The 22215-nt window shown below is 68.7% G+C and carries 25 protein-coding genes and 1 pseudogene; 10 read left to right on the top strand and 16 right to left on the bottom strand.

Annotated features, from left to right (window positions below; translation table 11 throughout):
* Positions 1-4: 4 nt before the first annotated feature.
* Both AB0G04_RS20665 and AB0G04_RS20660 read left to right on the top strand, forming a co-directional pair.
* On the top strand, positions 5-565 hold the full coding sequence (locus tag AB0G04_RS20665; protein WP_360984780.1) for a dihydrofolate reductase family protein: 561 nt from the start codon (positions 5-7) through the stop codon (positions 563-565).
* 647 nt (positions 566-1212) lie between these two features.
* Positions 1213-1827: a dihydrofolate reductase family protein gene (locus AB0G04_RS20660; protein ID WP_360984777.1), complete on the top strand. Its 615-nt coding sequence runs from the start codon at positions 1213-1215 to the stop codon at positions 1825-1827.
* A gap of 92 nt (positions 1828-1919) precedes the next feature.
* On the opposite strand, the gene AB0G04_RS20655 is transcribed toward AB0G04_RS20660, so the two are convergent.
* Positions 1920-3032 carry an FAD-binding oxidoreductase gene (locus tag AB0G04_RS20655; protein WP_360984774.1) on the bottom strand — a complete coding sequence of 371 codons (1113 nt, stop codon included), beginning with the start codon at positions 3030-3032 and terminating at the stop codon, positions 1920-1922.
* A 107-nt stretch (positions 3033-3139) separates the two neighbouring features.
* Between AB0G04_RS20655 and AB0G04_RS20650 the strand changes: the two genes are divergently transcribed.
* Positions 3140-5203: a S9 family peptidase gene (locus tag AB0G04_RS20650; RefSeq protein ID WP_360984771.1), complete on the top strand. Its 2064-nt coding sequence runs from the start codon at positions 3140-3142 to the stop codon at positions 5201-5203.
* Here AB0G04_RS20650 and AB0G04_RS20645 read toward each other — a convergent pair.
* From AB0G04_RS20645 to AB0G04_RS20620, 6 genes are read right to left on the bottom strand one after another with little or no spacing between them, the layout of a single operon-like run.
* Positions 5200-6732: a SpoIIE family protein phosphatase gene (locus AB0G04_RS20645; protein ID WP_360984768.1), complete on the bottom strand. Its 1533-nt coding sequence runs from the start codon at positions 6730-6732 to the stop codon at positions 5200-5202. The genes AB0G04_RS20650 and AB0G04_RS20645 overlap by 4 nt on opposite strands.
* The gene (locus tag AB0G04_RS20640) at positions 6729-8072 is read right to left on the bottom strand and encodes a sensor histidine kinase (RefSeq protein ID WP_360984765.1); all 1344 of its coding nucleotides are present in this window, start codon (positions 8070-8072) and stop codon (positions 6729-6731) included. Before AB0G04_RS20640 ends, AB0G04_RS20645 begins: the two co-directional genes overlap by 4 nt.
* Entirely contained in the window at positions 8069-9103 is a 1035-nt protein-coding gene (locus AB0G04_RS20635; RefSeq protein ID WP_360985390.1) for a SpoIIE family protein phosphatase, read from the bottom strand. The genes AB0G04_RS20640 and AB0G04_RS20635 overlap by 4 nt, the downstream gene beginning before the upstream one ends.
* Positions 9100-9504, bottom strand: coding sequence for an ATP-binding protein (locus AB0G04_RS20630; RefSeq protein WP_360984762.1), 405 nt, complete (start codon positions 9502-9504; stop codon positions 9100-9102). Before AB0G04_RS20630 ends, AB0G04_RS20635 begins: the two co-directional genes overlap by 4 nt.
* Positions 9501-9911: an STAS domain-containing protein gene (locus AB0G04_RS20625; RefSeq protein ID WP_360984759.1), complete on the bottom strand. Its 411-nt coding sequence runs from the start codon at positions 9909-9911 to the stop codon at positions 9501-9503. The genes AB0G04_RS20630 and AB0G04_RS20625 overlap by 4 nt, the downstream gene beginning before the upstream one ends.
* Before the next feature lies 1 nt (position 9912).
* Entirely contained in the window at positions 9913-10749 is an 837-nt protein-coding gene (locus tag AB0G04_RS20620; RefSeq protein ID WP_360984756.1) for an STAS domain-containing protein, read from the bottom strand.
* Between the two features lie 163 nt (positions 10750-10912).
* Between AB0G04_RS20620 and AB0G04_RS20615 the strand changes: the two genes are divergently transcribed.
* The 3 genes from AB0G04_RS20615 to AB0G04_RS20605 all read left to right on the top strand — a co-directional run bounded on the left by AB0G04_RS20615 (position 10913) and on the right by AB0G04_RS20605 (position 12092).
* Complete coding sequence (locus tag AB0G04_RS20615) at positions 10913-11266, top strand: STAS domain-containing protein (protein WP_360984753.1); 354 nt, start codon at positions 10913-10915, stop codon at positions 11264-11266.
* A gap of 86 nt (positions 11267-11352) precedes the next feature.
* The gene (gene mscL / locus AB0G04_RS20610; protein ID WP_360985387.1) at positions 11353-11805 is read left to right on the top strand and encodes a large conductance mechanosensitive channel protein MscL; all 453 of its coding nucleotides are present in this window, start codon (positions 11353-11355) and stop codon (positions 11803-11805) included.
* Positions 11806-11858: 53 nt separating this feature from the next.
* Positions 11859-12092 (top strand): hypothetical protein, encoded by a 234-nt coding sequence (locus AB0G04_RS20605; RefSeq protein WP_360984750.1) that lies wholly within the window; start codon positions 11859-11861, stop codon positions 12090-12092.
* A 3-nt stretch (positions 12093-12095) separates the two neighbouring features.
* On the opposite strand, the gene AB0G04_RS20600 is transcribed toward AB0G04_RS20605, so the two are convergent.
* Together AB0G04_RS20600 and AB0G04_RS20595 are read right to left on the bottom strand one after the other, a co-directional pair.
* Complete coding sequence (locus tag AB0G04_RS20600) at positions 12096-12881, bottom strand: zf-HC2 domain-containing protein (RefSeq protein ID WP_360984747.1); 786 nt, start codon at positions 12879-12881, stop codon at positions 12096-12098.
* Between the two features lie 44 nt (positions 12882-12925).
* Complete coding sequence (locus AB0G04_RS20595) at positions 12926-13525, bottom strand: CGNR zinc finger domain-containing protein (RefSeq protein WP_360984744.1); 600 nt, start codon at positions 13523-13525, stop codon at positions 12926-12928.
* 110 nt (positions 13526-13635) lie between these two features.
* Between AB0G04_RS20595 and AB0G04_RS20590 the strand changes: the two genes are divergently transcribed.
* Positions 13636-14418 carry a L,D-transpeptidase family protein gene (locus tag AB0G04_RS20590; protein ID WP_360984741.1) on the top strand — a complete coding sequence of 261 codons (783 nt, stop codon included), beginning with the start codon at positions 13636-13638 and terminating at the stop codon, positions 14416-14418.
* Here the strand turns inward: AB0G04_RS20590 and AB0G04_RS20585 are convergent.
* The 7 genes from AB0G04_RS20585 to AB0G04_RS20555 all read right to left on the bottom strand — a co-directional run bounded on the left by AB0G04_RS20585 (position 14412) and on the right by AB0G04_RS20555 (position 20155).
* Positions 14412-14843, bottom strand: coding sequence for a hypothetical protein (locus AB0G04_RS20585; protein ID WP_360984738.1), 432 nt, complete (start codon positions 14841-14843; stop codon positions 14412-14414). The genes AB0G04_RS20590 and AB0G04_RS20585 overlap by 7 nt on opposite strands.
* A 679-nt stretch (positions 14844-15522) precedes the next feature.
* Positions 15523-16017, bottom strand: coding sequence for a hypothetical protein (locus AB0G04_RS20580; RefSeq protein WP_360984735.1), 495 nt, complete (start codon positions 16015-16017; stop codon positions 15523-15525).
* Between the two features lie 83 nt (positions 16018-16100).
* Complete coding sequence (locus tag AB0G04_RS20575) at positions 16101-16385, bottom strand: hypothetical protein (RefSeq protein WP_360984732.1); 285 nt, start codon at positions 16383-16385, stop codon at positions 16101-16103.
* A 117-nt stretch (positions 16386-16502) separates the two neighbouring features.
* Positions 16503-16931, bottom strand: a complete 429-nt coding sequence (locus tag AB0G04_RS20570; protein WP_360984729.1) for a hypothetical protein — start codon at positions 16929-16931, stop codon at positions 16503-16505.
* A 398-nt stretch (positions 16932-17329) separates the two neighbouring features.
* Entirely contained in the window at positions 17330-17776 is a 447-nt protein-coding gene (locus AB0G04_RS20565; protein ID WP_360984726.1) for a hypothetical protein, read from the bottom strand.
* Positions 17777-18055: 279 nt separating this feature from the next.
* On the bottom strand, positions 18056-19525 hold the full coding sequence (locus tag AB0G04_RS20560) for an Ig-like domain-containing protein (RefSeq protein WP_360984723.1): 1470 nt from the start codon (positions 19523-19525) through the stop codon (positions 18056-18058).
* Positions 19526-19654: 129 nt separating this feature from the next.
* Positions 19655-20155: a hypothetical protein gene (locus AB0G04_RS20555; RefSeq protein WP_360984720.1), complete on the bottom strand. Its 501-nt coding sequence runs from the start codon at positions 20153-20155 to the stop codon at positions 19655-19657.
* A 194-nt stretch (positions 20156-20349) separates the two neighbouring features.
* Here AB0G04_RS20555 and AB0G04_RS20550 point away from each other — a divergent pair, with 194 nt between their 5' ends.
* From AB0G04_RS20550 to AB0G04_RS20540, 3 genes and pseudogenes are all read left to right on the top strand, one after another.
* Positions 20350-21207: a calcium-binding protein gene (locus AB0G04_RS20550; RefSeq protein ID WP_360984717.1), complete on the top strand. Its 858-nt coding sequence runs from the start codon at positions 20350-20352 to the stop codon at positions 21205-21207.
* A gap of 151 nt (positions 21208-21358) precedes the next feature.
* Positions 21359-21493, top strand: a complete 135-nt coding sequence (locus AB0G04_RS20545) for a hypothetical protein (protein WP_360984714.1) — start codon at positions 21359-21361, stop codon at positions 21491-21493.
* A gap of 128 nt (positions 21494-21621) precedes the next feature.
* Positions 21622-22037: pseudogene (locus tag AB0G04_RS20540) on the top strand (DDE-type integrase/transposase/recombinase).
* Positions 22038-22215: the final 178 nt, after the last annotated feature.

Here is a 22215-nt window from a genome sequence, read left to right as displayed (position 1 = left end):
CGTCATGAAGACGCAGTACTACACCGCGACCACCTTCGACGGCTACATCGCCGATGAGAACAACTCGCTGGACTGGCTCTTCGAGGTCGACGAGGGCGGCCAGAACCCGTTCGCCGACTTCTTCACCGGCGTCGGGGCCCTGGCGATGGGCGCCACCACCTACGAGTGGATCCTCGCGCACGAGAACTCGCTCGAGAACCCGTCCTCCTGGACGGACCCCTACGGCGACACACCGGCATGGATCTTCACTCACCGCGAGCTGCCGGTCATCCCAGGAGCAAACCTCCATTTCGTACGGGGTGACGTGCGCCCGGTCCACGCCGAGATGGTCACGGCAGCGGCCGGGAAGAACATCTGGCTCGTCGGCGGCGGCGAGCTGGCCGGACAGTTCGCCGACCACGGCCTCCTCGACGAGGTGATCCTCGGGGTCGCCCCCGTCACTCTCGGCGCCGGCGCCCCCGTCCTGCCCCGCCGGATCACCTCGTCCCGTTACCGCCTCACCGGCGCCCGCCCGATCGGCCAGTTCGCCTACCTGACCTACGAGGTCCGGCCACCGGCGTCCTGACCAGTGTGGATGCGACACGGCACGCCGGATATCCGAGATGTGAGAGTCGGTCCCGTGCCCCCGTCCGTTGGAGTACGGTGTGGGACCCCGCAGCCGGTTTTCCCAGGCCGCGGTCGCCGAGCCGGTGACGGTGGCGGGCTGGGTGCGGCAACACCCCACCCGCCACCGGCACCCCGCGCCCGCTGCGTCCGGTTCGCCAGGTCCATGCGGTCCTCAAGTCGCATCCCCAGCCTCACGCCGAACGCGCAACTTCCACCACATCAAGACGCCTCCGCCCACCGCCCACCGCGACCGGCACCGGCATGCCTTGCCGCAGCATGTCCGGCCGCGGCCTGGAGCGGTTGAGCCGTTAGCGCGACCACGCGAAGTCGCCGTTCCGACCGCCCGCAGCGGCTTTCCGTAGGCGTGCCGCCCGATGCGGGCAGCACGTCGCGTGGTGATGTGTGGTGTGGATCGGACCGCGAATCACCACGCGGGTTGAGCGGGAGTGACCTGCGGTTGGAGGGAGAAGGTCGAGAGGGCAGATGGCCGCGCTCGAGAGGGCGACGCGGCCGGAAACGCACAGGAAAGGGAGAGCTGACGGGAGGGTGCGGGCGGTCTGATCGATCTGCCCTTTTTGCCGGGCGGCTCGTGGCATGGTGTTTCTCATGGCGAAGACGCAGTACTACACCGCCACCAGCATCGACGGCTTCATCGCCGACGAGAACAACTCGCTGGACTGGCTTTTCGAGGTCGATGAGGGCACCGAGAACCCGTTCGGTGAGTTCTTCGAGGGTGTCGGCGCGTTCGCCATGGGCGCGACCACCTACGAATGGGTGCTCGAGCATGACAACCTGCTCGAGGAGCCGGAGAACTGGCATGACATGTACGGCGACGTGCCGTGCTGGGTCTTCACCCACCGTGATCTGCCGCCCGTGCCGGACGCCAACGTGTTCATGATCAGTGGCGATGTCCGCCGGGTGCATGAGGCCATGGTCGTCGCTGCTCAGGGCAAGAACGTCTGGCTGGCCGGCGGCGGCAACCTGGTGAGTCAATTCGTCGCCGAGGGCCTGCTCGACGAGATCATCATGGGCATCGCCCCGACGATCCTCGGTGAAGGCGTCCCCATGCTGCGCCGCCGGGTGTTCGTCGACGACCTGATTCTGACCGGCGTCCGCGAGGTCGGGCAGTTCGCCTACCTCACGTACGCGGTCGGCGACGTCGCCCGGCTGGGCCGTCACCTGGCAGCCGAGACCGTCGCCCGGATTCCTTCACTCAGCTGATCGCCGCCCGGCCCGCTGCCACCCGGCCGGCCGTCGCGGACGCACCGACCGGCAGCCGCGGACCGATGAACGCCGGCGCGTGGCGGGCGGAGTCAGAACAGGTCTTCCGGCCGGGCCATCTCGATCTGTGCGGCAAGCTGCGGCGGAGCTGTCAGGACCGCGACCTGACCGCGCCGGGCGAGCAGAACCTGTTTCAGGCCGACCACGATGTCGCCGATCCGGGTGGCGGACAAACCACGCGGCAGTACGGCGTGCACGACTCCGGCCCCGACCGAACCGCGCACCGACACCGCCGACCCGACCGCGTCGCGCAGCACGAAACCGACCGTGTGCAGGTCGCGGGAGCGGACGCGGAGCCGTAGCGCCACATCGGAACCGTCGAACGGGTAGCGCCCCCACCAGCCGGGCGGTTCGGTGCGGATGGCCGCGAGCGGACCGAGTTCACGGGCCATCCGTCCGGCGCGGACGGTGACGAAGGGTTCGGTGCCTTCCAGGAGTAGCGCGAACGAGCCCTCTCCGGCGGCCGGCAGGTCGACCTCGACCCCACTGAGCGCGATCTCCTGCGCCACGAGCCGGGCCGCCAGGTCGCTGGCCTCGGTCGGGGTCGACACCGGACGCACGACCCAGCGCCGGGCCTGCGGGAGTTCCTCGACGGGCAGCACCGCTGAGGTGATCACGCCGCCGGCTGGCCTCTCCCACTCGGCGAGGTCGACGGGGTGCCCGGCGGGGTCGATCAGGCTGACGCTCACGGCTTGGCCGGCCGGTGAGCCGAACCGGTGCCGCAACGGACCGGACTCGTTGACCGCGAGCACACCGCCGATCGTGGCGCCGGGGGACGGTGGGTCGAGCGTCAGGCGTTTGCCGTGCCGGGCGAGGGTCTCCTGGACGGCGGTGACGGGGGTGCCGGCGGCGATGACCGCGGACGTGCCGTCGTGATCCCACACCCCGTGGAGGCGCGCTGTGTCGAGGAGGATGTCCAGGTTCCGCGGAGGCGTACCCCAACCGATTTTGCTTCCGGATCCTCGCGTCCGGATGCCGAGGCCGCGTTCCCCGGCGAGCCTGAGCAGGCGGCCGACGGAATGTGCGGTGGGTGGCGAGGCGACGAAGCCGGCGCGGTGCCCGGCGACCTGATCTTCCGGGCCGGCGACGCGTGCGGCATCCGGGCCACAGATGTCCGCCAGTTCGGCGAGAAGGGAACCGCTCACGCCCGAAGCCTCCCCACAACGAAGATCGTTCACTTCGGCACATCGTACACATGTTCGAATGACTGAGGTTCGTGTGTCGGGGAAATCCGGACGGTAACGTGTTTCCGGTGACGATTGAAGGTCCACCCATCGCCCGCCAGGCGCCGACCGAGCGCACCTTCCACGGCGACACAGTCGTCGACGAGTTCGCGTGGCTCATGGCCAAGGACGACCCGGCGACCCTCGCCCACCTGGAGTCGGAGAACACCTGGACCGAGCAGGCAACCGCACACCTGGCGAATCTCCGGGAGACCGTCTTCCAGGAGATCAAGGGTCGTACCCAGGAGACCGACCTGTCGGTCCCGAGCCGCAAGGGCGGGTTCTGGTATTACACCCGCACCGAGGAGGGCAAGCAGTACGGCATCCATTGCCGCGTCCCGGTGCGCCCCGGCGAAACCAGTCCGCCGATGGAGTCGGAGAAGCCCGGTGAGCAGATCCTTCTCGACGGCAACGAGCTGGCCGCGGGTAAGGAGTTCTTCGCTCTCGGCACCTTCGACGTGAGCCCGGACGGCAACTGGCTGGCCTTCTCGACCGACTTCGACGGCGACGAGCGGTTCACCCTGCGGGTGAAGAATCTGGTCACCGGCGAGGTGCTCGCCGACGAGGTGACCGACGTCTTCTACGGCAGCGCCTGGTCCGCCGACGGCAGCACGCTGTTCTACATCACCGTCGACGAGGCCTGGCGACCCAACCGGGTGTGGCGCCACACGGTCGGCACCACGGAGAACACGCTGATCTTCGAGGAGCCCGACGAGCGCTTCTGGGTGGGCGTCGACCTCACCCGTAGTGAGAAGTTCATCGTCATCGACACCCAGAGCAAGGTCACTTCTGAGGTACGGGTGCTCCCGTCCGACGATCCGACGGCCGAACCCACCCTGATCACGGAGCGTGTGCAGGGCGTCGAGTATTCGATCGAGCACCACGGCCACCGCTTCCTGATCCTGCACAACCGCGGTGCCGAGGACTTCGCGCTCGCGTGGACGTCGGTGGACAACCCGGGCGAGTGGGTCGAGATGATCCCGCACCAGCCGGGCACCCGCCTGGAGTCGGTGGACGCGTTCTCCCGCCACCTGGTGATCTCGCAGCGCCGCGACGGCCTGACCGGGCTGCGGGTGATCACCGACGGCAGCACCGCCTCGTACGACATGGACTTCCCGGAGCCGCTGTACGCGGTCGGGCTGGCCGGCAACCCGGAGTACGAGACCTCCACCGTGCGGATCGCGTACACCTCGCTGGTCACGCCGGATTCGGTCTACGACGTGGATCTGAACACCCGGACGATGACGCTGCGCAAGCAGAAGCCGGTCCTCGGTGGGTACGACCCCGCCGACTACGAGCAGTTCCGCGAGTGGGCCACGGCCGCCGACGGGACCCGCGTGCCGATCTCGATCGTGGCGCGCAAGGGTGTCCAGCGTGACGGCACCGCCCCGGCGCTGATCTACGGCTACGGGTCGTACGAACACTCGATCGACCCGTACTTCTCGATCCCCCGCCTGTCCCTGCTCGACCGCGGTGTCGTCTTCGCGATCGCCCACGTCCGTGGCGGCGGCGAGATGGGCCGGCAGTGGTATGAGCAGGGCAAGATGCTCGCCAAGCGGAACACCTTCACCGACTTCGTGGCAGCCGCCGAGGCTCTGGTGCGCAGCCGCTGGACGTCGGCGGAGCGCCTCGTCGCCCGCGGTGGCTCGGCCGGTGGCCTGCTGATGGGTGCGATCGCCAACATCGCCCCGGAGTCGTTCGCCGGCATTCTGGCCGAGGTTCCGTTCGTGGACCCGCTGACCTCGATCCTCGACCCGTCGCTGCCGCTGACGGTCACCGAATGGGAGGAGTGGGGCAACCCGCTCGACTCGGCCGAGGTGTACGCCTACATGAAGTCGTACAGCCCGTACGAGAACGTCACCAAGCAGGCCTACCCCAAGATCCTCGCGGTGACCAGCCTGAACGACACCCGCGTGCTCTACCACGAGCCGGCCAAGTGGATCGCCCGGCTGCGCTCGGTGGCGCCGGACGGCAACTACCTGCTGAAGACCGAGATGGGCGCGGGGCACGCCGGTCCGAGTGGCCGCTACGACGCGTGGAAGGAAGAGGCCTTCAACCTCGCCTGGGTCCTGGACGTCCTCGGCGCTGCTTAGGCGTTGCGGCGGACCGCGACGACGGCGATGTCGTCCGCCTGCTCCCCGGCTCCGGTGAGCTGGGTGAGCAGGCGATGGCAGAACGCGTCGAGGTCGGGTTCCACCTGGCTGGCCGCGGTCGCCAGGGCGTTCAGCCCTTCGTCGAGGTCGGCGTCGCGCCGCTCGATCAGGCCGTCGGTGCAGAGAACCAGGGTGCCGCCGGGCGGGAGGGTGAATTCGAGTTCGGCCCGCGGCGGCGCCGCGATGCCGAGCAGTGCCCCGCGCGGTTCCAGGTACCGGACCTCGCCGTCGACGTGCACGAGCGGCGGCAGATGCCCGGCGCTGGCCATCCGGATCAGGCCGGTGGCCGGTTCCAGGGTGAGCAGGCAGAGTGTCGCCGACTCGGCCGGCAGGACGGTACGCATGAAACGGTTGACCAGCTCCAGCACGGCGCCGGGAGTGTGCCCCTCGACGGCGTAGGCGCGGACGGCATGCCGGATCTCGGCCATCACGGTGGCGGCGTGCAACGAGTGGCCGGCCACGTCGCCGATCGCCACCAGGAGGCGGTCGTCGAGCACGGTGAGCTCGTAGAAGTCTCCGCCGATCTCGGTCTGCGCGCCGGCCGGTTCGTAGAGGACCGCCAGGTCCAGGCCGGGAACATCGGGCAGGCGTGACTGCAACAGACTGCGCTGCAGGGTGACCGCGATCCGGTGTTCCTCGTCGAAGGAGCGCTGCGCCTCGACGGCCGCGGCGACGGCCTGGGAGAGCTGCCGCAGCACCGGGAAACCGGGGGTCTGTGAACTGCCGGGGACGGCGACGTAGACCGGCGGCCGGTCGATGCGCAGCCGGGCGGCGGCGACCGCGACGTTGTCGCCGTCCGGCCAGTCGACGAGGTTCCAGTCTGCGGACTCGTCACTGCGGACCAGCGATCCGACGGCGACGCGGTGTCCGGGGACCGCCCATCGGCGTACCGTCGCGGGTTTGCCGGTCGCCGCGAGGCTTTCCCCCTCGGACGTCTCGGCCACCACCACGACGGGCCCGCCGAAGATGTCCCTGGCGCCTTCGGCGGCGGCCGCCAGCAGAGTGGGGAGGGTGGGTGCCGAGTTGATCGCCAGAGTGGTCTCGGCGAGCCGGACCATCCGCTCGGCGAGCAGTTCGGCACGCTGCCGGGCCCGGTAGTAGCGGAGGACGGCGTGGACGGTGGCGATCAGCTCGTCCGGTTCGATCGGCTCGACAAGGTAGGCGTCGGCGCCCCGGTTCAGCCCCTGGGTACGGTCACCGACGTCGACGGCGTGCGCCGACACATGGACCACGGGGAGTGCGCCGTACCGCCGATCGGTCTTGATCGTCTCGCAGACGTCGAAGCCACTCATGTCGGGCAGTTTCACGTCCAGGACGACCAGATCGACCTGAGTTTCCAGGAGGCTGGCCAGGGCCGCGCCGCCGGTCTCGGCCTCGAACACCGTGAAACCGGCCCGGGTGAGCCAGCTGACCAGCACGTATCGCTTGCTGGCGCTGTCGTCCACGACCAGCAGGTTGATCGGGCTCATGACGTGGCCGGGAGCCTGAGGGTGAAGGTGCTGCCCTCGCCCGGTGTGGAGTCGACCCGCAGTGCACCGCCGAGGATCCCCGCCAGCCGCCGGGCGTAGGGCAGGCCGAGGCCCGTGCCCTTGCCGCTCACCGGCTTGCTGCCGGGCACCTGGTAGAACTCCTCGAAGACGCGTTCCTGCAGCTCCGCGGGGATTCCGGTGCCGGTGTCGGCGACCACGAACTCGGCGTCGTCACCGACGCGACGGACACTGAGCCGCACCGAGCCGGCCCCGGTGAACTTGATCGCGTTGGTGAGCAGGTTGCGCAGCACCTGGGCGAGCAACACCTCGTCGGATCGCAGGGTGGGCACGACCGGCTCATCGACGGCGAACTCCACCCCGGGACGGGTGACGAGCGGACGCAAGGTGCCCCGCAGCTGGCCGAACACCGCCCGCAGATCGACCTCTGACCAGTTCGGCTCGATCCGCCCGGCTTCCGCCTTGGCCAGGTCGAGCAGGTCGTTGACCAGGGTGAGCAGGTCGGTGGCCGAACCACGGATCAGATCCACCTGGCGTCGCTGCTCGACGGTCAGGTCGTCGGAGCCGGAGTCGGTCAGCAGCCGGCCGAGGCCGATGATCGCGGTCACCGGGGCGCGTAGTTCGTGACTGACGTTGGCCAGGAAGCGGCTCTTCGCCTCGCTCGCCGCCCCCAGCTGCGCCGACTTCTCGTCCAGTTCGGCGTACAGGGCGACCACGCCGCGGTTGGTCTCCTCCAGCTCCTGGGACAGCTGGTTGTAGAGAGCCATCACCCCGCGGTTGGTCTCCTCCAGTTCGGCGTTGAGCCGGGCCAGGTCGTCGCGCTGCGCCCGCACCTCGTCGAGAGCGGCGATGAGCTGCTGGTTCTGCACCGCGAGCTCGTCCAGCGGGGTTCCGGGGACGTGCCGGGACAGCCCTTCACGGATCTCTTCCATCCGATCGGCGGTCAGCCGAGGAGCGCCAAGGGGCAGCCGCCTCGACATGCGGACAACTGTGCCGGGCTCAACATCGTCGACCTCCATCGTGTCGACCAGACGGCCGACATGCTGCAACTTCTCGGCTAGCCGGGCTGCCTCCCCCGTCATCGGCTGTGCCATGGCTACGTGGAGAGTAGGTACCCCGTTCGGTTCAGCGGTGAACGTGACGTCGGTGTGCCGCCCCGCGGCGAGCAGCACCCGGCCGACCTCGCTGAGCGCGGTCGCCAGCCGGGTCTGGTCCTGCGATTCGAGGCCGACCGCCCGGGCGACCTCACGGGCGATCTGCCTGACCACGAACACGTCCTGCTCGACCCGCAGACGTATGCCCATCAGCGGCTCCGCGGTCATGTGGAAGCCTGGGCCACCAGCACGCCGGCGTCGTCCCGGCGGGTACCCGCGTCCCGCAGCACGGTGGCCGCGATCACCTCGGGCGAGTGGGAGAGCAGGCCCGGGTAGTCGGTCGCGTTCCATCGGTCGACCACGCCGTCGGTGTGCATCAGCACGAGCGCACCTGGGGCCAGCGGGTAGTCGTACTCCCGGATCTGCCGCCGCTGATGTCCGGCGATCCCCGGCATGGAGACCATGCCGCGGCGGCTGCCGTCCGGCGCCAGCACGATGCCGGAGATGTTGCCCAGACCCGCGTAGCGGACCACTCCGCCTTTCGGATCCAGTTCCGCGACGGCCAGCGCGGCGCCCCGGGTGTGCCCGAGGGCGCGGTGCAGGGTCTCCACCACCTGGGCGGGCGGGCCGGCCGGTGCCCGGTGGAATCCCCGGACCGCCTCGTGCGACGCGGCCGCCGCGAGACCACCGTGCCCGAGACCGTCGCAGACCAGGACCTGCCGGCGGCCGTCGGCCTCGCGGACCGCCAGCGCGTCCCCGCTCACCGGTTCACCGGCCAGTGGCCGGGTCAGTCCGGCCGCCCAGCCGCGTTCCGGCACGTCACCGGCCCACACCTGCACGCTCATCACGGTCCCTCGGCCGGGCACCGAGTGCAGGTCCGACCAGCCGGCCTGACGGAGGATCGCGCCGAAGCCGATGCCGAGCGTCCCGGCGGTGGAGTGACCGTCGCCGATGGAGCGCTGCACGTCGGTCATACCGGGCCCGCTGTCGACCGCGATCAGCTCGACGCCGGCCTGATCGCTGACCCGCACGGTACGGACCAGGATGGTGCCCTGGGAGGCGTGCTTGGTGAGGTTGCCGGCCGTCTCGGCCGCGACGATGGAGAGGTCGGCGATCCGCTGCTCCGGCATGGCCAGTTCAGCGGCCAGGCGTTCGGCGGCCCGGCGGACAGCAGAGGCCGTCCCCGGCTCCTCCACCCGGAACCAGACCCCTCCGTCCAGGAGTCCTTCGGGTAGGGACGCCACCGCGCCTCCGCTCATCGGCACCACTTGACGATCGTAATTGTCGTGCCTTTACCCGGCCCGGTGTCGATGTCGAACTCGTCCACGAGGCGACGTGCACCACTGAGACCCAGCCCCAGCCCGCCACCTGTGGTGTAACCGTCGGTGAGGGCCAGGTCCAGGTCGACGATGCCGGGGCCCTGGTCGGCGAAGACGATCCGGATGCCGGCCCGCCGGTCGTTGTGCACGCGGACCACCTCGACCTCGCCACCACCACCGTAGACCAGTGTGTTGCGTGCCAGCTCGCTCGCCGCGGTGACGATTTTGGTCTGATCCACCAGCGACAGCTTCACCGCGACCGCGACGGTACGCACGAGCTGCCGCACCCGGACCACGTCCTGATCGGTCGTGACCGGAATGCGCTGGCTCTCGTCGTTCACGACGTGGTTACCGCATGGTCGATCTCGTCCTCGCCCTCGTCCAGCACGTCGGTGGACTCGCGGGTGCCGATCATCGCGATGCCCATCTCGACATTGAGCGCCGTCCGGATGCCGGGCAGCGACAGGCCCAGCTCGACCAGGGTGATCGCCACAGCCGGGCGCATGCCGACGACCACGGTCTCGGCATCGAGCACCCGGGAGACCGAGGCGATGGTGGCCAGGGTCCGCCCGACGAACGAGTCGACGATGTCGAGCGCGCTGATGTCGATGATCACGCCGTGCACACCGGTCGCGACGATCCGCTCGGCCAGATCCTCCTGCAGTTGCAGGGCGACCTGGTCCTCCATGTCGATCTGGATGGAGACCAGCAGGATGTCGCCGATCTTCAGGACCGGCACACGTTCCACGTCAGCGTCCCGACTGCTTGGTCCGGCCGATCACGTGGCGCAGGGCGTCGGCGAGCGAGGCCTTGGTGGCGATGTCGCCGAACTCGATGCCGAGGGCGACGATGGTCTGCGCGATCTGCGGGCGGATGCCGGAGATGATGCAGTCGGCGCCCATCAGCCGGGCCGCCACCACGGTCTTGAGGATGTGCTGGGCGACCTGGGTGTCGACCGCGGGAACACCGGTGATGTCGATGATCGCGTACGGCGAGCTGGTGTCCACCAGAGTCTGCAGGAGGCGTTCCATCACCACCTGGGCACGAGCGGAGTCCAGCGTGCCGACCAGCGGCACGGCGACCACGCCCTCCCAGAGCTTCACCACCGGGGTGGACAGCTCGAGCAACTGCTCGGTCTGCTCGGCGATGAGCGACTCGCGGACCCGCACGTAGGTGTCGAAGGTGAACAGCGCGGCCTGGTCGACGAAGCCGGAGATGGCCACGTAGTCGCGGAGGGTGCCGGCTTCGTGCTGGTCGCCGAGGAACTCGAGCAGCGCGTCCTTGAACGCGTAGACGCTGACCGCGGTCTCGGTGGCGCTGAATCCCTGCCGGGCCCGATTGTTGGAGAGTTCGCTGAGCTGGGCCCGCAGTTCGGCGGCCGGCTCGCCACTCAGATCGGTGGCACCGCCGGCGAACGCCTGCTGGAACCCACGCTGCAGGTCGAAGGTCTGCCGTTTCAGCTCAGCGCTGCTCAGGCGGCCACGCAGACCTGCCGAGACCAGTTCGGCCCAGCGTGCCGTCAGCTGCTCCGCCTGGCTTTCCAGCAGTACGGCGAAGCGTCTCGCCTCGTCCGGACTGAGCGGCATCGGTGCCCTCCCACTGAGTGATCCTGCGTAACGGCCGGACTTTACCATCAGGATGTCCAATAGTTGCTCTAAGCCAAGTAACGGACCGAGGGCAAAGGTGCGTCCCGTTCTGCGCACCGAGGGGTACGTGGAGTACCGTTCAGCAATAACTGGAGGTCGGCGAATGTCCCTGACGGTACAAACGGAACAGCGTGACGACATGGTGGTCGTGTCGGTCGCTGGTGAGCTTGACATGGCAACCGCCCCCCAGCTGCAGGATCAGATCAGTGACCTGCTGGAGAAGGGCCGGACCCGCCTCATCTTCGACCTCGCCGAGGTGTCCTTCTGCGACTCGACCGGGCTCTCGGTCTTCGTCCGCGCGAAGAACAGCACCGACGACGCCGGCGGCACGGTCCGTCTGGCCGCCCCGCAGCGGGGGGTGCTGCGCATCCTCGAGGTGAGTGGCCTGGTTGAGGTGCTGCACACCTATCCCACCGTCGACGAGGCGGTCGCCGCCGAGGAGCCTGCCCTCGACTGATTCCCGGTCGGCGTAGTTTGTCGTCGACCGGCGGCGGGCACCCCGTCCCGGACTGAATCCGGCTCGGGAGTGTGTTCATGGGCAAGATGTTCCAAGGCTTCAAAGACTTCATCATGCGCGGCAACGTCGTCGATCTGGCGGTCGGTGTCGTCATCGGTGCTGCCTTCACCACCGTGGTAACCAGCTTCACCAACGCGTTCCTGAAGCCGCTGATCCAGCTTCTGGGCGGCGGCGAAGGCCTCAAAGCTGGCAAGTTCTACGTCAACAAGGTCGAGTTCGACTACGCGTCGTTCATCAACGCGATCATCACCTTCGTGCTGACCGCCGCGGTCCTCTACTTCCTCGTGGTCATGCCGCTCAATGTGCTGGCCGAGCGCCGCCGTCGCGGCGAGGAGCCGCCGCCGAAGGCACCCAGCGAGGAGGTCAAGCTGCTCACCGAGATCCGTGACGCGATGCTGCGCGGCCAGGGCCACCAGGTTTCCAACAGCGCCCTGGACGAGGTACTGGGCCGCCAGCCCGAGCCGCCGCAGAAGTACTGAAAAAGATCCGCCCTCCCGGCACCGTTCGAACACATGTTCGATACAGTGCCGGGATGGAGCAGCGTAAGCACTGGTGGAACGGCAAGTGGGGCAGCCTCGCCCGCAAGGACGTCTACTTACGGGCCAGTGGTGATCAGTGGTATGTCGAACAGCGCGCCGGCGGCTCGGAGGGTGTCTCGCACTTCTTCGAGTACGACAGCGAGGACGCGGCCCTCGACATGATCCGCGGCCTGCTCAACGGTCCCGACGAGTGGCGTGAACTCTCCGTCCGCCCGTCCGCCCGCTGAGTTCTAGGCCGCCCGATGGCCCTCGTGATGCCGCGCGGTCAGCGGGCCGCGCGGCGGTGGCAGCAGCCGCAGCCCGGGCAGCGGCGCCTCCGGACCTGTCGTGCCGGTATCGGTGTCGGTGTCGAAACGTGCCCGCCAGCCGGTGCCCATCCGTGCGCCGGGCGGCCGCATCTCCCCGCCGATGCCCCGGGCCAGTGCTACCACCAGCAGATATCCGGCGATCACGAAGCCGTGGCCGATCAGCCGGTCGACATCGACCCGGCCGCCGGTCAGGTCCGTGACCGAGATCAGCAGCAGCATTCCGACAAAGGCGGTCAGCATCGGCACCAGGCCGGTCGGCCGGGTGCGGCGCAGCGCGATGAAGAGATAACCGGCTCCGACGGCGACGTTCCACGCCGCCGACTCGTGCCAGAGATGTCCCTGGGTGGCGCCCAGCCCGTTGTGCGCGTGCCCGGCGCTCACCCCGCCGCCGACCTGGGTCAGCCCGAGGATCAGCTGCACGGCGCCGACCACGGCCAGGGCCACGTACAGCAGGGCGGCCACCGGCAGACGCCGCCGGCGCGGAATCGCCGATTGCTCCGGCAGAGCGGCCAGGATCGCCGCCGTCAGGTCCGGAACGTCGGGCACCGCGGCGGTCCGGGTCATCCGGTTCACCGCCGCCGCCCGGTCCAGCCAGTCCCGGCAGCCGGCGCACCCGCCCAGGTGCTCGTCGACCAACGGGCGCATCACCGGGTCGTCCTCGCCGTCCAGCTGCGCGGACAGCATTTCGCGCCACCGCTCACATGCCATGACTTGATAGTCGCCCAGAAACCTCGCCGAGTTCCCGCCGGGGTTCAGTGATGTTCGTGGCCGAGCAGCCGCCGCCGCTCCCGGAAAGCACGCAGGTTCGCCGTGTTTCCGCAGGTGCTGACGTCGTGCCAGACTCCGCTGTTGTTCCGCGAGGTGTCGAAGAAAGCGGCCCGGCAGGCCTGGTTGTTGCAGAGTTTGAGCCGGGGCCAGAGCCCCGCCTGCTGAGCGAGCAGCGCTTCGGCCCACAGTGCCGACGCCAGCCAGCGGACCCCGCGGCCGGTCGGCACCACACGCACCCATCCGGCCGCGTCCGGCACCAGGCTCACCTGCACGTCGGCGGGCGGCAGCAGGGCGTCGTCGGGTGACGGACTCGCGCCGGCCGTCAGCACGTGCTCGAACGCCGTCCGCAGGCGGCGCATGGAGCGCAGATCGGCGGCGGAGAGCAGCAGGGTCGGTCCCGGAAGGCCGGAGACGTGTGACCACAGACCGAGCGCGTCGGTCACCCACCACTGGGCCTCATCGACGCCGGCCAGCAGATCAGACGCATAGGACATCGCCGGACGAGTGTTCAACAACTCCTGAACGAGGGCGAATCCACCGGGCGCCTCCCGTACGCCGTGCCGCGCGCTCGCCTTCCATGACATAGCCAAAGCCTACTCGGCTCTTTTTCCGCCGTACCCGGAACGCCACCCGGCCGAGTGGACGGCCGCTGTTCATCGGTGGACGGTCGTGAATGAGTCTCTAGACTTCACCTGTGCGTAGAGCTCTGGCGACCACGATCGCCGCCGTGGTGGCGCTGACCCTCGTCGTCGGCTGTGAGACGAACACGCCGACGGCGCAGGAGCCTGTGCCCACCGCTTCGGCCCCGGTCTCGCAGCCTGCTCCCGCGCCCACCGTCTCCGCGGCGCCGACCACACCGGCGCCGCCCCCGTCCGAGCCCCGGAGGAAGCTGAAAGCCGGTGCCAAGGGCGCCGATGTGCTGGCGCTGCAGCAGCGCCTCACCGAGCTGGGGTATTGGAACGGCAAGGCGGACGGCAAGTTCGGTGACACCACCCGGCAGGCGGTCTACGCACTGCAGAAGGCGGCCGGTCTCGGCCGCGACGGATCCGTCGGACCGAAAACCCGAAAAGCCTTGGACCAGGGCGTACGCCCGAAGGCGCGCTCCACGAGCGGCACTCTGATCGAGATCGACCTGAAACGGCAGCTGCTGCTCCTGGTCACCGACGGGCAGGTCACGCGGACCTTCAACACGTCGACCGGCTCGAACGAGTATTACCAGCAGGAAGGCGAGACGTTCCTGGCCGACACCCCGCGCGGGAAGTTCAAGGTTGGTCGCCAGATCGACGGCTGGCGCAACGCCCCTCTCGGGCTGCTGTGGCGCCCGAAGTACTTCAACGGCGGCATCGCCGTGCACGGCGCCCCGAGCGTCCCGCCGTACCCGGCGTCACACGGCTGCGCCCGCGTCTCAATCGCCGCGATGAACTGGCTCTGGAACAACGAGGCGATCCCGCTGAAAACCCGTGTCTGGGTCTACTGAACCGTCACGAGGCGCCTCGCCCGCCGCGGTGCGGGGATGACGACCGCGTATCCGGGTGGCCACGCCGCGCCGTGAATCTCGGCGCAGAGCACCACGCTCAGCCACGGCACCCACGGCCCGATGATCTCCACCGTCCCGTGGCCCCGGATGTCGAGGGTGAGCGCCCAGTCGTCCGGCTGCGGACGCAACCCCGTCACCGACCGCAACGCGAAGGACTCGTCGCCCAGCACCAACCGCTGGTTGGTGATCACCGCGAGCCGCCGGCCGCCCCCGATGACGTCGACCGGGAACCAACCGAACTGCTTCTCGCCGGCCCGGAGCGGGATCGTGGGACTCACCGCCGCCGGACGGCCGCCCCGCTGGACGAGGGCCGTCAGCATGCTCGCGGACCGATGACCGGCCAGCAGCTGCCCTGGGTCGTACACCGACAAATCAATCTCCGATCTCAACGACCGCGCCCAACGCGGCCCGACTCCGACCCTGGCACGCCGGGGCCGTGACCCCAAGCGAATACACCCCAACGGTGAGACCGAAATTTCCGACGTTCCGGTTTAGCCCGATTGAGTCAGGTTGCGACCCCCTCGGCCGCCGTGCCCGCTCACCCTACCGACAGGGTCTGACAATCTCAGGCCCTTATTGCCCCCTGAGCTGCGCATCCATTCTCCGGATTCGCCGGCGGACGATCCAGGGACGGCGATCTGCCGCCTCCCTGCAGCCGGAGCATGCCAGCGTCCGGGCCGAAGCATCCGGCACCAGAAAGGGGGATTCGTTCGTGCGAGTCTCACGCGCAAGATCGCCGCACTCGGACTGACCGCGGCCGGGGTGACGGAGTCGGTGGCACCGCAGAGGCTGCGCTCTACGGCGGTCAGTGCGGCTCCGGCTCAGCGGCACCGAGGGCGGCAAGCGCGGCATGGCGAGCGACGTCTTCGGCGGAACAACCGTTCCGTCCGGTAGGCGATGTCGCCTCCGGGCGCCCCCGCCCCGAGCCGGGGTTGCCACCCATCAACCGCCCGCAATGTCCTAGGTATGACCGGACACTCCATCGGTCAGCGTCACTGGGGAATCCGGACATCGTCATCCGGCGGGACATGGTCGTCGGCGGCCTCAGTCGGGAACCTGACCGACCACGTCGAGCATCATCATGATGAAGAACTGCGCACCCGTGCCGAACGCGGCGGCCAGGGCGTATCCCACGGCGGCGTCGGTGGCGGTCGGTTCCGCGCCCTCGTGCCAGGTGACGTCGATGGTGCCGTCCTTGCGGACTTCGAAGTCACCCAGCCGTACGCCGTCGCGCAGGAGCCGGTGGGTGTCCGGGCTCTTCGGCCGGTATATGTAGGACACCGAGCCGTGCCGCACCCGCACCTTGTACGACCCCCGCGTGTACCGGCCCGGCCCGGGACGCAGAACGGCCTCGTCCCCGTCCACGAGCATGGTCAGCGACTTGGCATCGCGGGTGCCGATCGGGACGTGCCCGGCCTTCGCCGGGCTGCCGTGCCGCTCGATCACTGCGGTGCCGACGTGGCCGTCGTGGGTTGCGGTGGCGGCCACGCGACCTTCGCCGGCCTCGAGTTCGACCGGCAGGTCCTGGAGTTCGGTCACGATACGAGGCTCCCTGTCGTCAGTTGGTCGCCGGCGGCCGGTTCATATTTGATTTCTCGGAACGGAACGGCGATGCGGCCCGGTCATGAGGACCGGGCCGCATCGTTGTCCTGCCCCTTGAGCGGAGTCAGGTCGCAAGTGAAGTAGGCGCGACCGGTCGAACCCTCGCTGGTGCCGATGAGAAAGTCACCGGACGGATTCGGGTTCGGCGTGGCCGGTCGCGCCTTGTCGGTGTAGGACCAGAAAGTCAGTGGGACATCGCCGTAGTTCGCGGCCTGCGCGGGCGCGGCCGGAACTCCGACGAGGAAGGTGCTGGTGCTCACCGCGGCAACGTCCGCGGACAGCAACGCCCGGACGGTGCGATGCATTATCTCTCCCCGATGCCCCCGACTCTCGGCGTCCTGTGGAGTGATCGGGGGCGTCGGATCGTAACATCGATGACCTTGGTGAAGACGCCCGTTCACGGAACCACGGCAACGGCGTTCTCAGTCGTCGAAAGCCGAGGTCCAGAACGGGTTGAGGCTCTTGGTGTGGCCTCCGGGGCACCGTCCCAGGCCGGACACCGTGGGGTTCCAGTGGACCTCACAGTAGAACTGTCCACACGGGCCACACATCCCGGCATCGTCGTAGAAGTCGGCGGTTCGCACCCGGGCATGCTGGTACGGCTCGGCGAACGCGGCTCGGATCCGCTCGGCCCGCTCCGTGGTGAGGGGGTCGCCGTGGCCGTTGCCACCCTCGATCCCGGAGAAGACCATCCACCAGCCGTCGCCGCGGCGCTGTTGGACGAGGGCGCGGGAGGAATCCGGCCAGGTGTCCCAGTCGAGCGGCAGCCCGCCGGGCGGGACCAGCTCGATGCGTCGCTCCCGCTTACCGCACGTCCCACACGGCGGCGCCACCACGAAGTTCTCCGTCATCGTTCCTTGCTACGTGCGCCGGGCCGCCGGCCGCAACCCCGCCGCCATGATCGAAGTGCCCGCACGACGATCGGCAACGAGTGAGGCGGCCAGTGGGACCGCGATGAGGAATCCGGTACGCCGGAGTACGACAGGCAAGACATTCTCCATGATCACTTCGACCGCGCTCTGTAACGGCCTGGATGACTGAGTCCTGAGTTCGGCCATCGCGCCGGCGAGGGCAACCGGCCACACCCTCCAAGGCCGGACCGATGGCTGACGCGGTGCGATGCCTGGAATCGACGAGGTGCGGCTGGTCAGCCGGCGGCGTCGATCCGCCGACACCTGGGAGCAGGCGCACGCCCTGACCTCATCCTGCGGACCGCGAGCGACGATTCGGTTCTCGGCCTCGGCCTGACTCAGTCACCGGAGTATCCCCAGAAGTAGATCTCGGACGGCTGGCCCGCGTCGTCGTGCAACACCGCACATCGACCCAACCATCGTTCGAGCATCAGCTCCTGCAACTGGGCCACGTGTGCGCGGGTCAACCTCGTCACGCCGGCACACTGCAGCGCCTCCGCCTCACTGACCGGTTCCACCGTGCCGAAGGTCGGCTGCTCACCCGGTCGAACCATCTCACGCATGTCGAGAATCGAGTGGGTCCCGGACTCCTGGACCGACTCCGAGCTCCACAACTCGTCCTCGGTCCGCGGCCGGTTCGGGAAGCTCTTCGCGGACTCGCCGAACTCGTACGGCTCGGCCCACCAATAGTCGCCATCCTCGAAAACCCTCGTACGTAACTCGGCGAGGGCCTTACTCAGATTGGGCTGATACTCGACGTAGTAACTCCAACCAGACGCGCCCACAACACTCTCCCCACCCCGCGAATTTCAACGACGGCATCGAAGCACGGGGGTACGACAAAGCGGAGGCGGCAGGTTGACCGAGCACACTGGGGCGGCCTCCCCGTGACAATCGAGCCCGTCGGCCAGCATCGCTCATCCGAGTCACCTCGGCTCGTGCACGGCACCGGTGTTGATCGCGGCGGTGTCTCCCCCGAGCCCCGGTCACCACCGCGGGCGGGACGCCGAGCCCCGGTCACCACTGCGGGCGGGACGCCGTCGGCGGATCAGCGTGTTCCCTCATCAGCGGCGGTAGGTGCGCTTGGGGCTGTATCTGACGTTGCCGGCCTTGTCGTAGGCGCGGATCTGCACGGTGAACTTCTTGCCGTACTTCTTAGGGTTGAGCGTGAAGCTGTAGGCCACGGTGGTGTCGGTCACGACGACTTTGCCGTTGACCAGCAGCTGCACGCGGGCGACGCCGTTGCGGTCGCCGACCGTGGCGGTCAGCGTGGTGCTCTTCTTCAGCTTCGTCAGGTTCTTCGGCGCCTTCTTGTAGGCCACCGACGGCGCCGTGTTGTCGACGATCACCATGCGCTGGGCGAGTCTGCTGTTGCCGTGGTTGTCGACGCCGAGCCAGGTGATCGTGCGTGCCCCGTCGCGGCCGGCGGGCACCGTCAATGCTGCGGCCCGCGATCCGGTCGGGTTGTCGGGTGCTTGCAGGGCGACATAGGCGACGCCGCGCGCGTCGGTGGCTTTAACCCAGGTCCGGAATGAGGTGCCGCGGATCAGTGCCCTCTCGGCGGGGTAGACGGTCATGGCCGGGGCGTCCTTGTCCAGGTTGACCGTGAACGACGTCGACGAAGTGAACCCGAACGTGTCCCAGACCTGTAGGGATACCTCAGCCGTGGGACCGGGGAGACGGGCGGGGTGCCAGACGAGAAGGGGATCACTCGATGCGGCTTGGCCGTTCACCCGCCATGCGAAGCGGGCGATCTTCGACTTGTCGCGGATCGTGGCCCGCAGCTGACTGGACTGCCCGACCCAGCCGCCGCCCAGATCCAGCCGGGCCGGCGAGAAGCTCGTGACCGAGTCGACGCGTTCGATGATCGGTGCCTGGTCGTCGACGACGTAGTAGCTGTCCTGGGTGCCGGTGTTGCCCGCGCGGTCGGTGAGCCGGAAGTGCAGCCTTTCCTTGCCGGCGACGGCGTTCCAGGTGAACTCCCACGGCCCTTCGGTGCGGGTGGCCAGCACCTCACCACCGGTGAATGCCGTGGTCATCTCGACCTTCACGATGTCGTCGGCCATCCCCGACAGCCGCACGGTCACCGGCCCGGCCGGCATGACGGTTCCCGCCCGCGGTGACAGCGTCACCGACCCGATCACCTTGTCGATACGCACCGTGGTCGTCACGACCTCGCTCTTGTTCCCGGCCGCGTCGAGCGCCCACACACTGAGCGCAACCTCCGCGTCATGCGGCACCCCGTTGGTGTCCACCGTGCAGGACACGGCCCCGCAGGACACCTGATGGGGCAGGCCTGCGAGTAGGCCCTCGATCTTGGCGACACCGACGTCATCGGTCACGACCGGCGTGAACCGGAACAACCGCGGGATCAGCTGCCCCGGCTCGACCCCGAGGTCGACGATCACCGGCGCCGTGACATCCGGCAGCGGATCCGCCAGAGCCGGACTTGCCGCAGCCGCCACCATGCCGGACACGACTGCGGCGACCAGCACGCCGCCACGGCCGCGACGAAGACCCGCACTGAAGACCATCCCAGACCCCCATGATCGAAACCGATCGCAGCGTAACCGATCGATGGATCGGCTGGCCGCCCCGCCAGACTCAGCCCTACGGCACCGTTTCCCACCTCGTGTCGGACACAGGGCTCGACAGGCGTCTGGTCAGGTGACCAGTTTCTTGTAGGTGGTCCAGAACCTGTCCGGCTCGATGCCGACGCCGCGGATGTTGCCGTCGAGGAACATCCGGTCCAGGCTGGTCAGCTCCGGGATGCCGCTCAACGCGATATACAGGTCGGTGGCCTTCTGCCGGTTGCTGGTCTTCTCCGCGGCGTAGAAGAACGCCGCACCGATCTCGTAGTTGAAGCTGGTACGGGCCGGGTCGTCGGAGTAGAAGCCGGTGTTCTTCGGCACGATGCCGTCAGTGGGCCGGTACCTGGCCCTGTTGCGGCGCACGTAGGCCGCGCCCTGGTCGGCCGAGCCGGGCCGGGTCATGTGGTCGATCCAGCGGGCGAAGCCCTCGACGACCCACGACGGCTGATCCATACCGACCGTCTCCGGCGTCGGATCGGTCTGCAGGCTGCCGACGATGTGCGGACCGATCGCGTGGGCCATCTCGTGCGCGATCACGGTCTCGGCCCGCTGCATGGTCGCGATGGTGGACATCCGCAACCCAGCAATGTCCTCATCCGGCACCTTGCCGAGGTCACGTCGGATTCGGCGCCATGGCGTCTCGACCGGTGAGCGGCCATGGGCGGGATCGGGCCCGCAATGGCGAACACCCCGAGTGATGGAGCACGCGGATCCGGGTCGGCCTGTATGACCGCAACGACTCCGTCGTCAACAACAGCGATCTGAGGATGGAAGCCGACGGCGGGCACGGCAGCGACACCCTCGTCGGCGGTTCCCGGGCAGACGATCTGCGTGCCGATGCGATCTGCGCCCAGACACGCGCCGGCAACGACAAGATCTACGGCCGAGGCGGCGACGACCACATCTACGGCGACGACGGCTCCGACTACATCTCCGCCGGTGACGGCAACGACCTGGTGTTCGGTGACAGCGACTGCATCAACGGACCGAACCGCTCGGGCAACGACGTCATCCGCGGCGGTAACGGCAACGACGTACTCCAAGGCGACGGCGGCGCCGACCGGCTGTACGGCGACGGCGGCGCCGACCGGCTGTACGGCGACAGCGGCAACGACAGCCTCCTCGGATCGGCCGGCCGCGACCGCCTCGAGGGCGGGGCGGGCGATGACTGGCTCACCGGTGACGTGGACAGCCGGGCGGCCGCCGCGGACGTCCTGCTCGGCGGGCCCGGCCGCGACTCCGTCAACTACTCGATCTACCGCAGCGCGGTGACCGTCGACCTGGACGGCGCCGCAGGCGACGACGGACTGCCTCGCGAACACGACACCGTCGGTGCGGACGTCAAGAACCTCAACGGCACCGACTTCAACGACCGGCTGACAGGTAACGCAGCCGCCAACGAGATCGACGGTCACGGCGGCGACGACGTCATCCACGGAGGGGGCGGCGACGACCGCTTGTACGGATGGGCGGGACGCAATCAGCTGTACGGCGAAGCCGGCGCCGACATCCTGATGGTCACGACGGGCATGAGCCGCCTCGACGGCGGCACCGAGCACGACACCTGCTGGCCGGGCCAACCCGAAGACGTCCTGATCTCCTGCGAGGAACGGCATCCCCGGTGACCAGCCGCTGATGGTAGATCGGCAGCCTGGTAACCCGGAGCGCGCTATTGCGTTGAGCGATCGGTGTTGCGGTTCCGGTTAGGTCCTTCGGACGGTCAGGCATGGTTGACCGGTGAGATCTGCAGTCCCGTGCACGTCAGTGGTCTCCTCCTTGTCAGCGTTCGCGGGCTTCCGCTTCCCGCTGGAGGTGATCGTGGTGGCGGTGCGCTGGTACCTGCGCTACAACCGGTCCTACCGCGACGTCGAGGAACTACTCGCCGAGCGCGGCGTGGAGGCGATCACGTAACCGTATACCGGTGAGCGCAACGGTTCGCTCCGCTGCTGGGCGACGCCGCCCGGCTCGCCCGGCACTGCGCAAGTGACCGCTGGTTCGTCGACGAAACCTACGTCAAGGTCAACGGCGTCTGGCGGTACGTGTACCGGGCCATCGACCAGCAGGGCCAGGTCATCGACGTGCTGCTGACCACCCGTGGGGACGCGGTGGCGACCCGAAGGTTCTTCGCCGGGCTTTCACTACCCTCAAGACGGTGCCGGTCGAGGTGGTGACCGATGCCGCACCGGTCTACCCTGCCGTGCTCACCGACCTGATCCCGGCCGCCTGGCATCACGTCGAACGGTATGCGAACAATCCTGTCGAGGCCGATCACGGCCGGCTCAACCAACGGCTCAAACCGATGCGCCGATTACGCACCGACCGCACTGCCCAAACGGTCATCACCGGCCACGCCCTCGTCCAGAACCTACGCCGTGGACACTACGAACTCGCCGTCGACGAACACCCTCGCCTGCGAGTCGCCGCCGCGTTCGCTGACCTCGCCACGGCGATCTGACCACGCCACCTGACCGGGCTGAACGCGTCTGCCGATCGAACAACGCAACGGAGCCCGTCGGCCTGCTCGCCGCGGAGTACGACCCGGCGCCCGGCCGCCACATGGGCAACACCCCCGCGGGCCTTCAGTCCTGTCGGGCTGGTCCACTCCGTCCGCCTGCTCAACGGCACGACCATCC

It is taken from the genome of Actinoplanes sp. NPDC023801 (assembly GCF_040639655.1).
Classification (GTDB): domain Bacteria; phylum Actinomycetota; class Actinomycetes; order Mycobacteriales; family Micromonosporaceae; genus Actinoplanes.
Note: the sequence above shows the minus strand (reverse complement) of the source record. Positions and strands in the feature narration are given on the sequence as shown.

Excerpts from the sequence above, each read along its gene's own strand:
- AB0G04_RS20660 (WP_360984777.1), top strand. The coding sequence starts at position 1,213 with ATGGCGAAGACGCAGTACTACACCGCCACCAGCATCGACGGCTTCATC.
- AB0G04_RS20615 (WP_360984753.1), top strand. The coding sequence starts at position 10,913 with ATGTCCCTGACGGTACAAACGGAACAGCGTGACGACATGGTGGTCGTG.
- AB0G04_RS20570 (WP_360984729.1), bottom strand. The coding sequence starts at position 16,931 with ATGACGGAGAACTTCGTGGTGGCGCCGCCGTGTGGGACGTGCGGTAAG.
- AB0G04_RS20665 (WP_360984780.1), top strand. The coding sequence starts at position 5 with ATGAAGACGCAGTACTACACCGCGACCACCTTCGACGGCTACATCGCC.
- AB0G04_RS20575 (WP_360984732.1), bottom strand. The coding sequence starts at position 16,385 with ATGCATCGCACCGTCCGGGCGTTGCTGTCCGCGGACGTTGCCGCGGTG.
- AB0G04_RS20645 (WP_360984768.1), bottom strand. The coding sequence starts at position 6,732 with ATGAGCCCGATCAACCTGCTGGTCGTGGACGACAGCGCCAGCAAGCGA.
- AB0G04_RS20550 (WP_360984717.1), top strand. The coding sequence starts at position 20,350 with ATGGAAGCCGACGGCGGGCACGGCAGCGACACCCTCGTCGGCGGTTCC.
- AB0G04_RS20620 (WP_360984756.1), bottom strand. The coding sequence starts at position 10,749 with ATGCCGCTCAGTCCGGACGAGGCGAGACGCTTCGCCGTACTGCTGGAA.
- mscL (WP_360985387.1), top strand. The coding sequence starts at position 11,353 with ATGTTCCAAGGCTTCAAAGACTTCATCATGCGCGGCAACGTCGTCGAT.
- AB0G04_RS20600 (WP_360984747.1), bottom strand. The coding sequence starts at position 12,881 with ATGGCATGTGAGCGGTGGCGCGAAATGCTGTCCGCGCAGCTGGACGGC.
- AB0G04_RS20560 (WP_360984723.1), bottom strand. The coding sequence starts at position 19,525 with ATGGTCTTCAGTGCGGGTCTTCGTCGCGGCCGTGGCGGCGTGCTGGTC.
- AB0G04_RS20640 (WP_360984765.1), bottom strand. The coding sequence starts at position 8,072 with ATGACCGCGGAGCCGCTGATGGGCATACGTCTGCGGGTCGAGCAGGAC.
- AB0G04_RS20635 (WP_360985390.1), bottom strand. The coding sequence starts at position 9,103 with ATGAGCGGAGGCGCGGTGGCGTCCCTACCCGAAGGACTCCTGGACGGA.
- AB0G04_RS20605 (WP_360984750.1), top strand. The coding sequence starts at position 11,859 with ATGGAGCAGCGTAAGCACTGGTGGAACGGCAAGTGGGGCAGCCTCGCC.
- AB0G04_RS20555 (WP_360984720.1), bottom strand. The coding sequence starts at position 20,155 with ATGTCCACCATCGCGACCATGCAGCGGGCCGAGACCGTGATCGCGCAC.
- AB0G04_RS20595 (WP_360984744.1), bottom strand. The coding sequence starts at position 13,525 with ATGTCATGGAAGGCGAGCGCGCGGCACGGCGTACGGGAGGCGCCCGGT.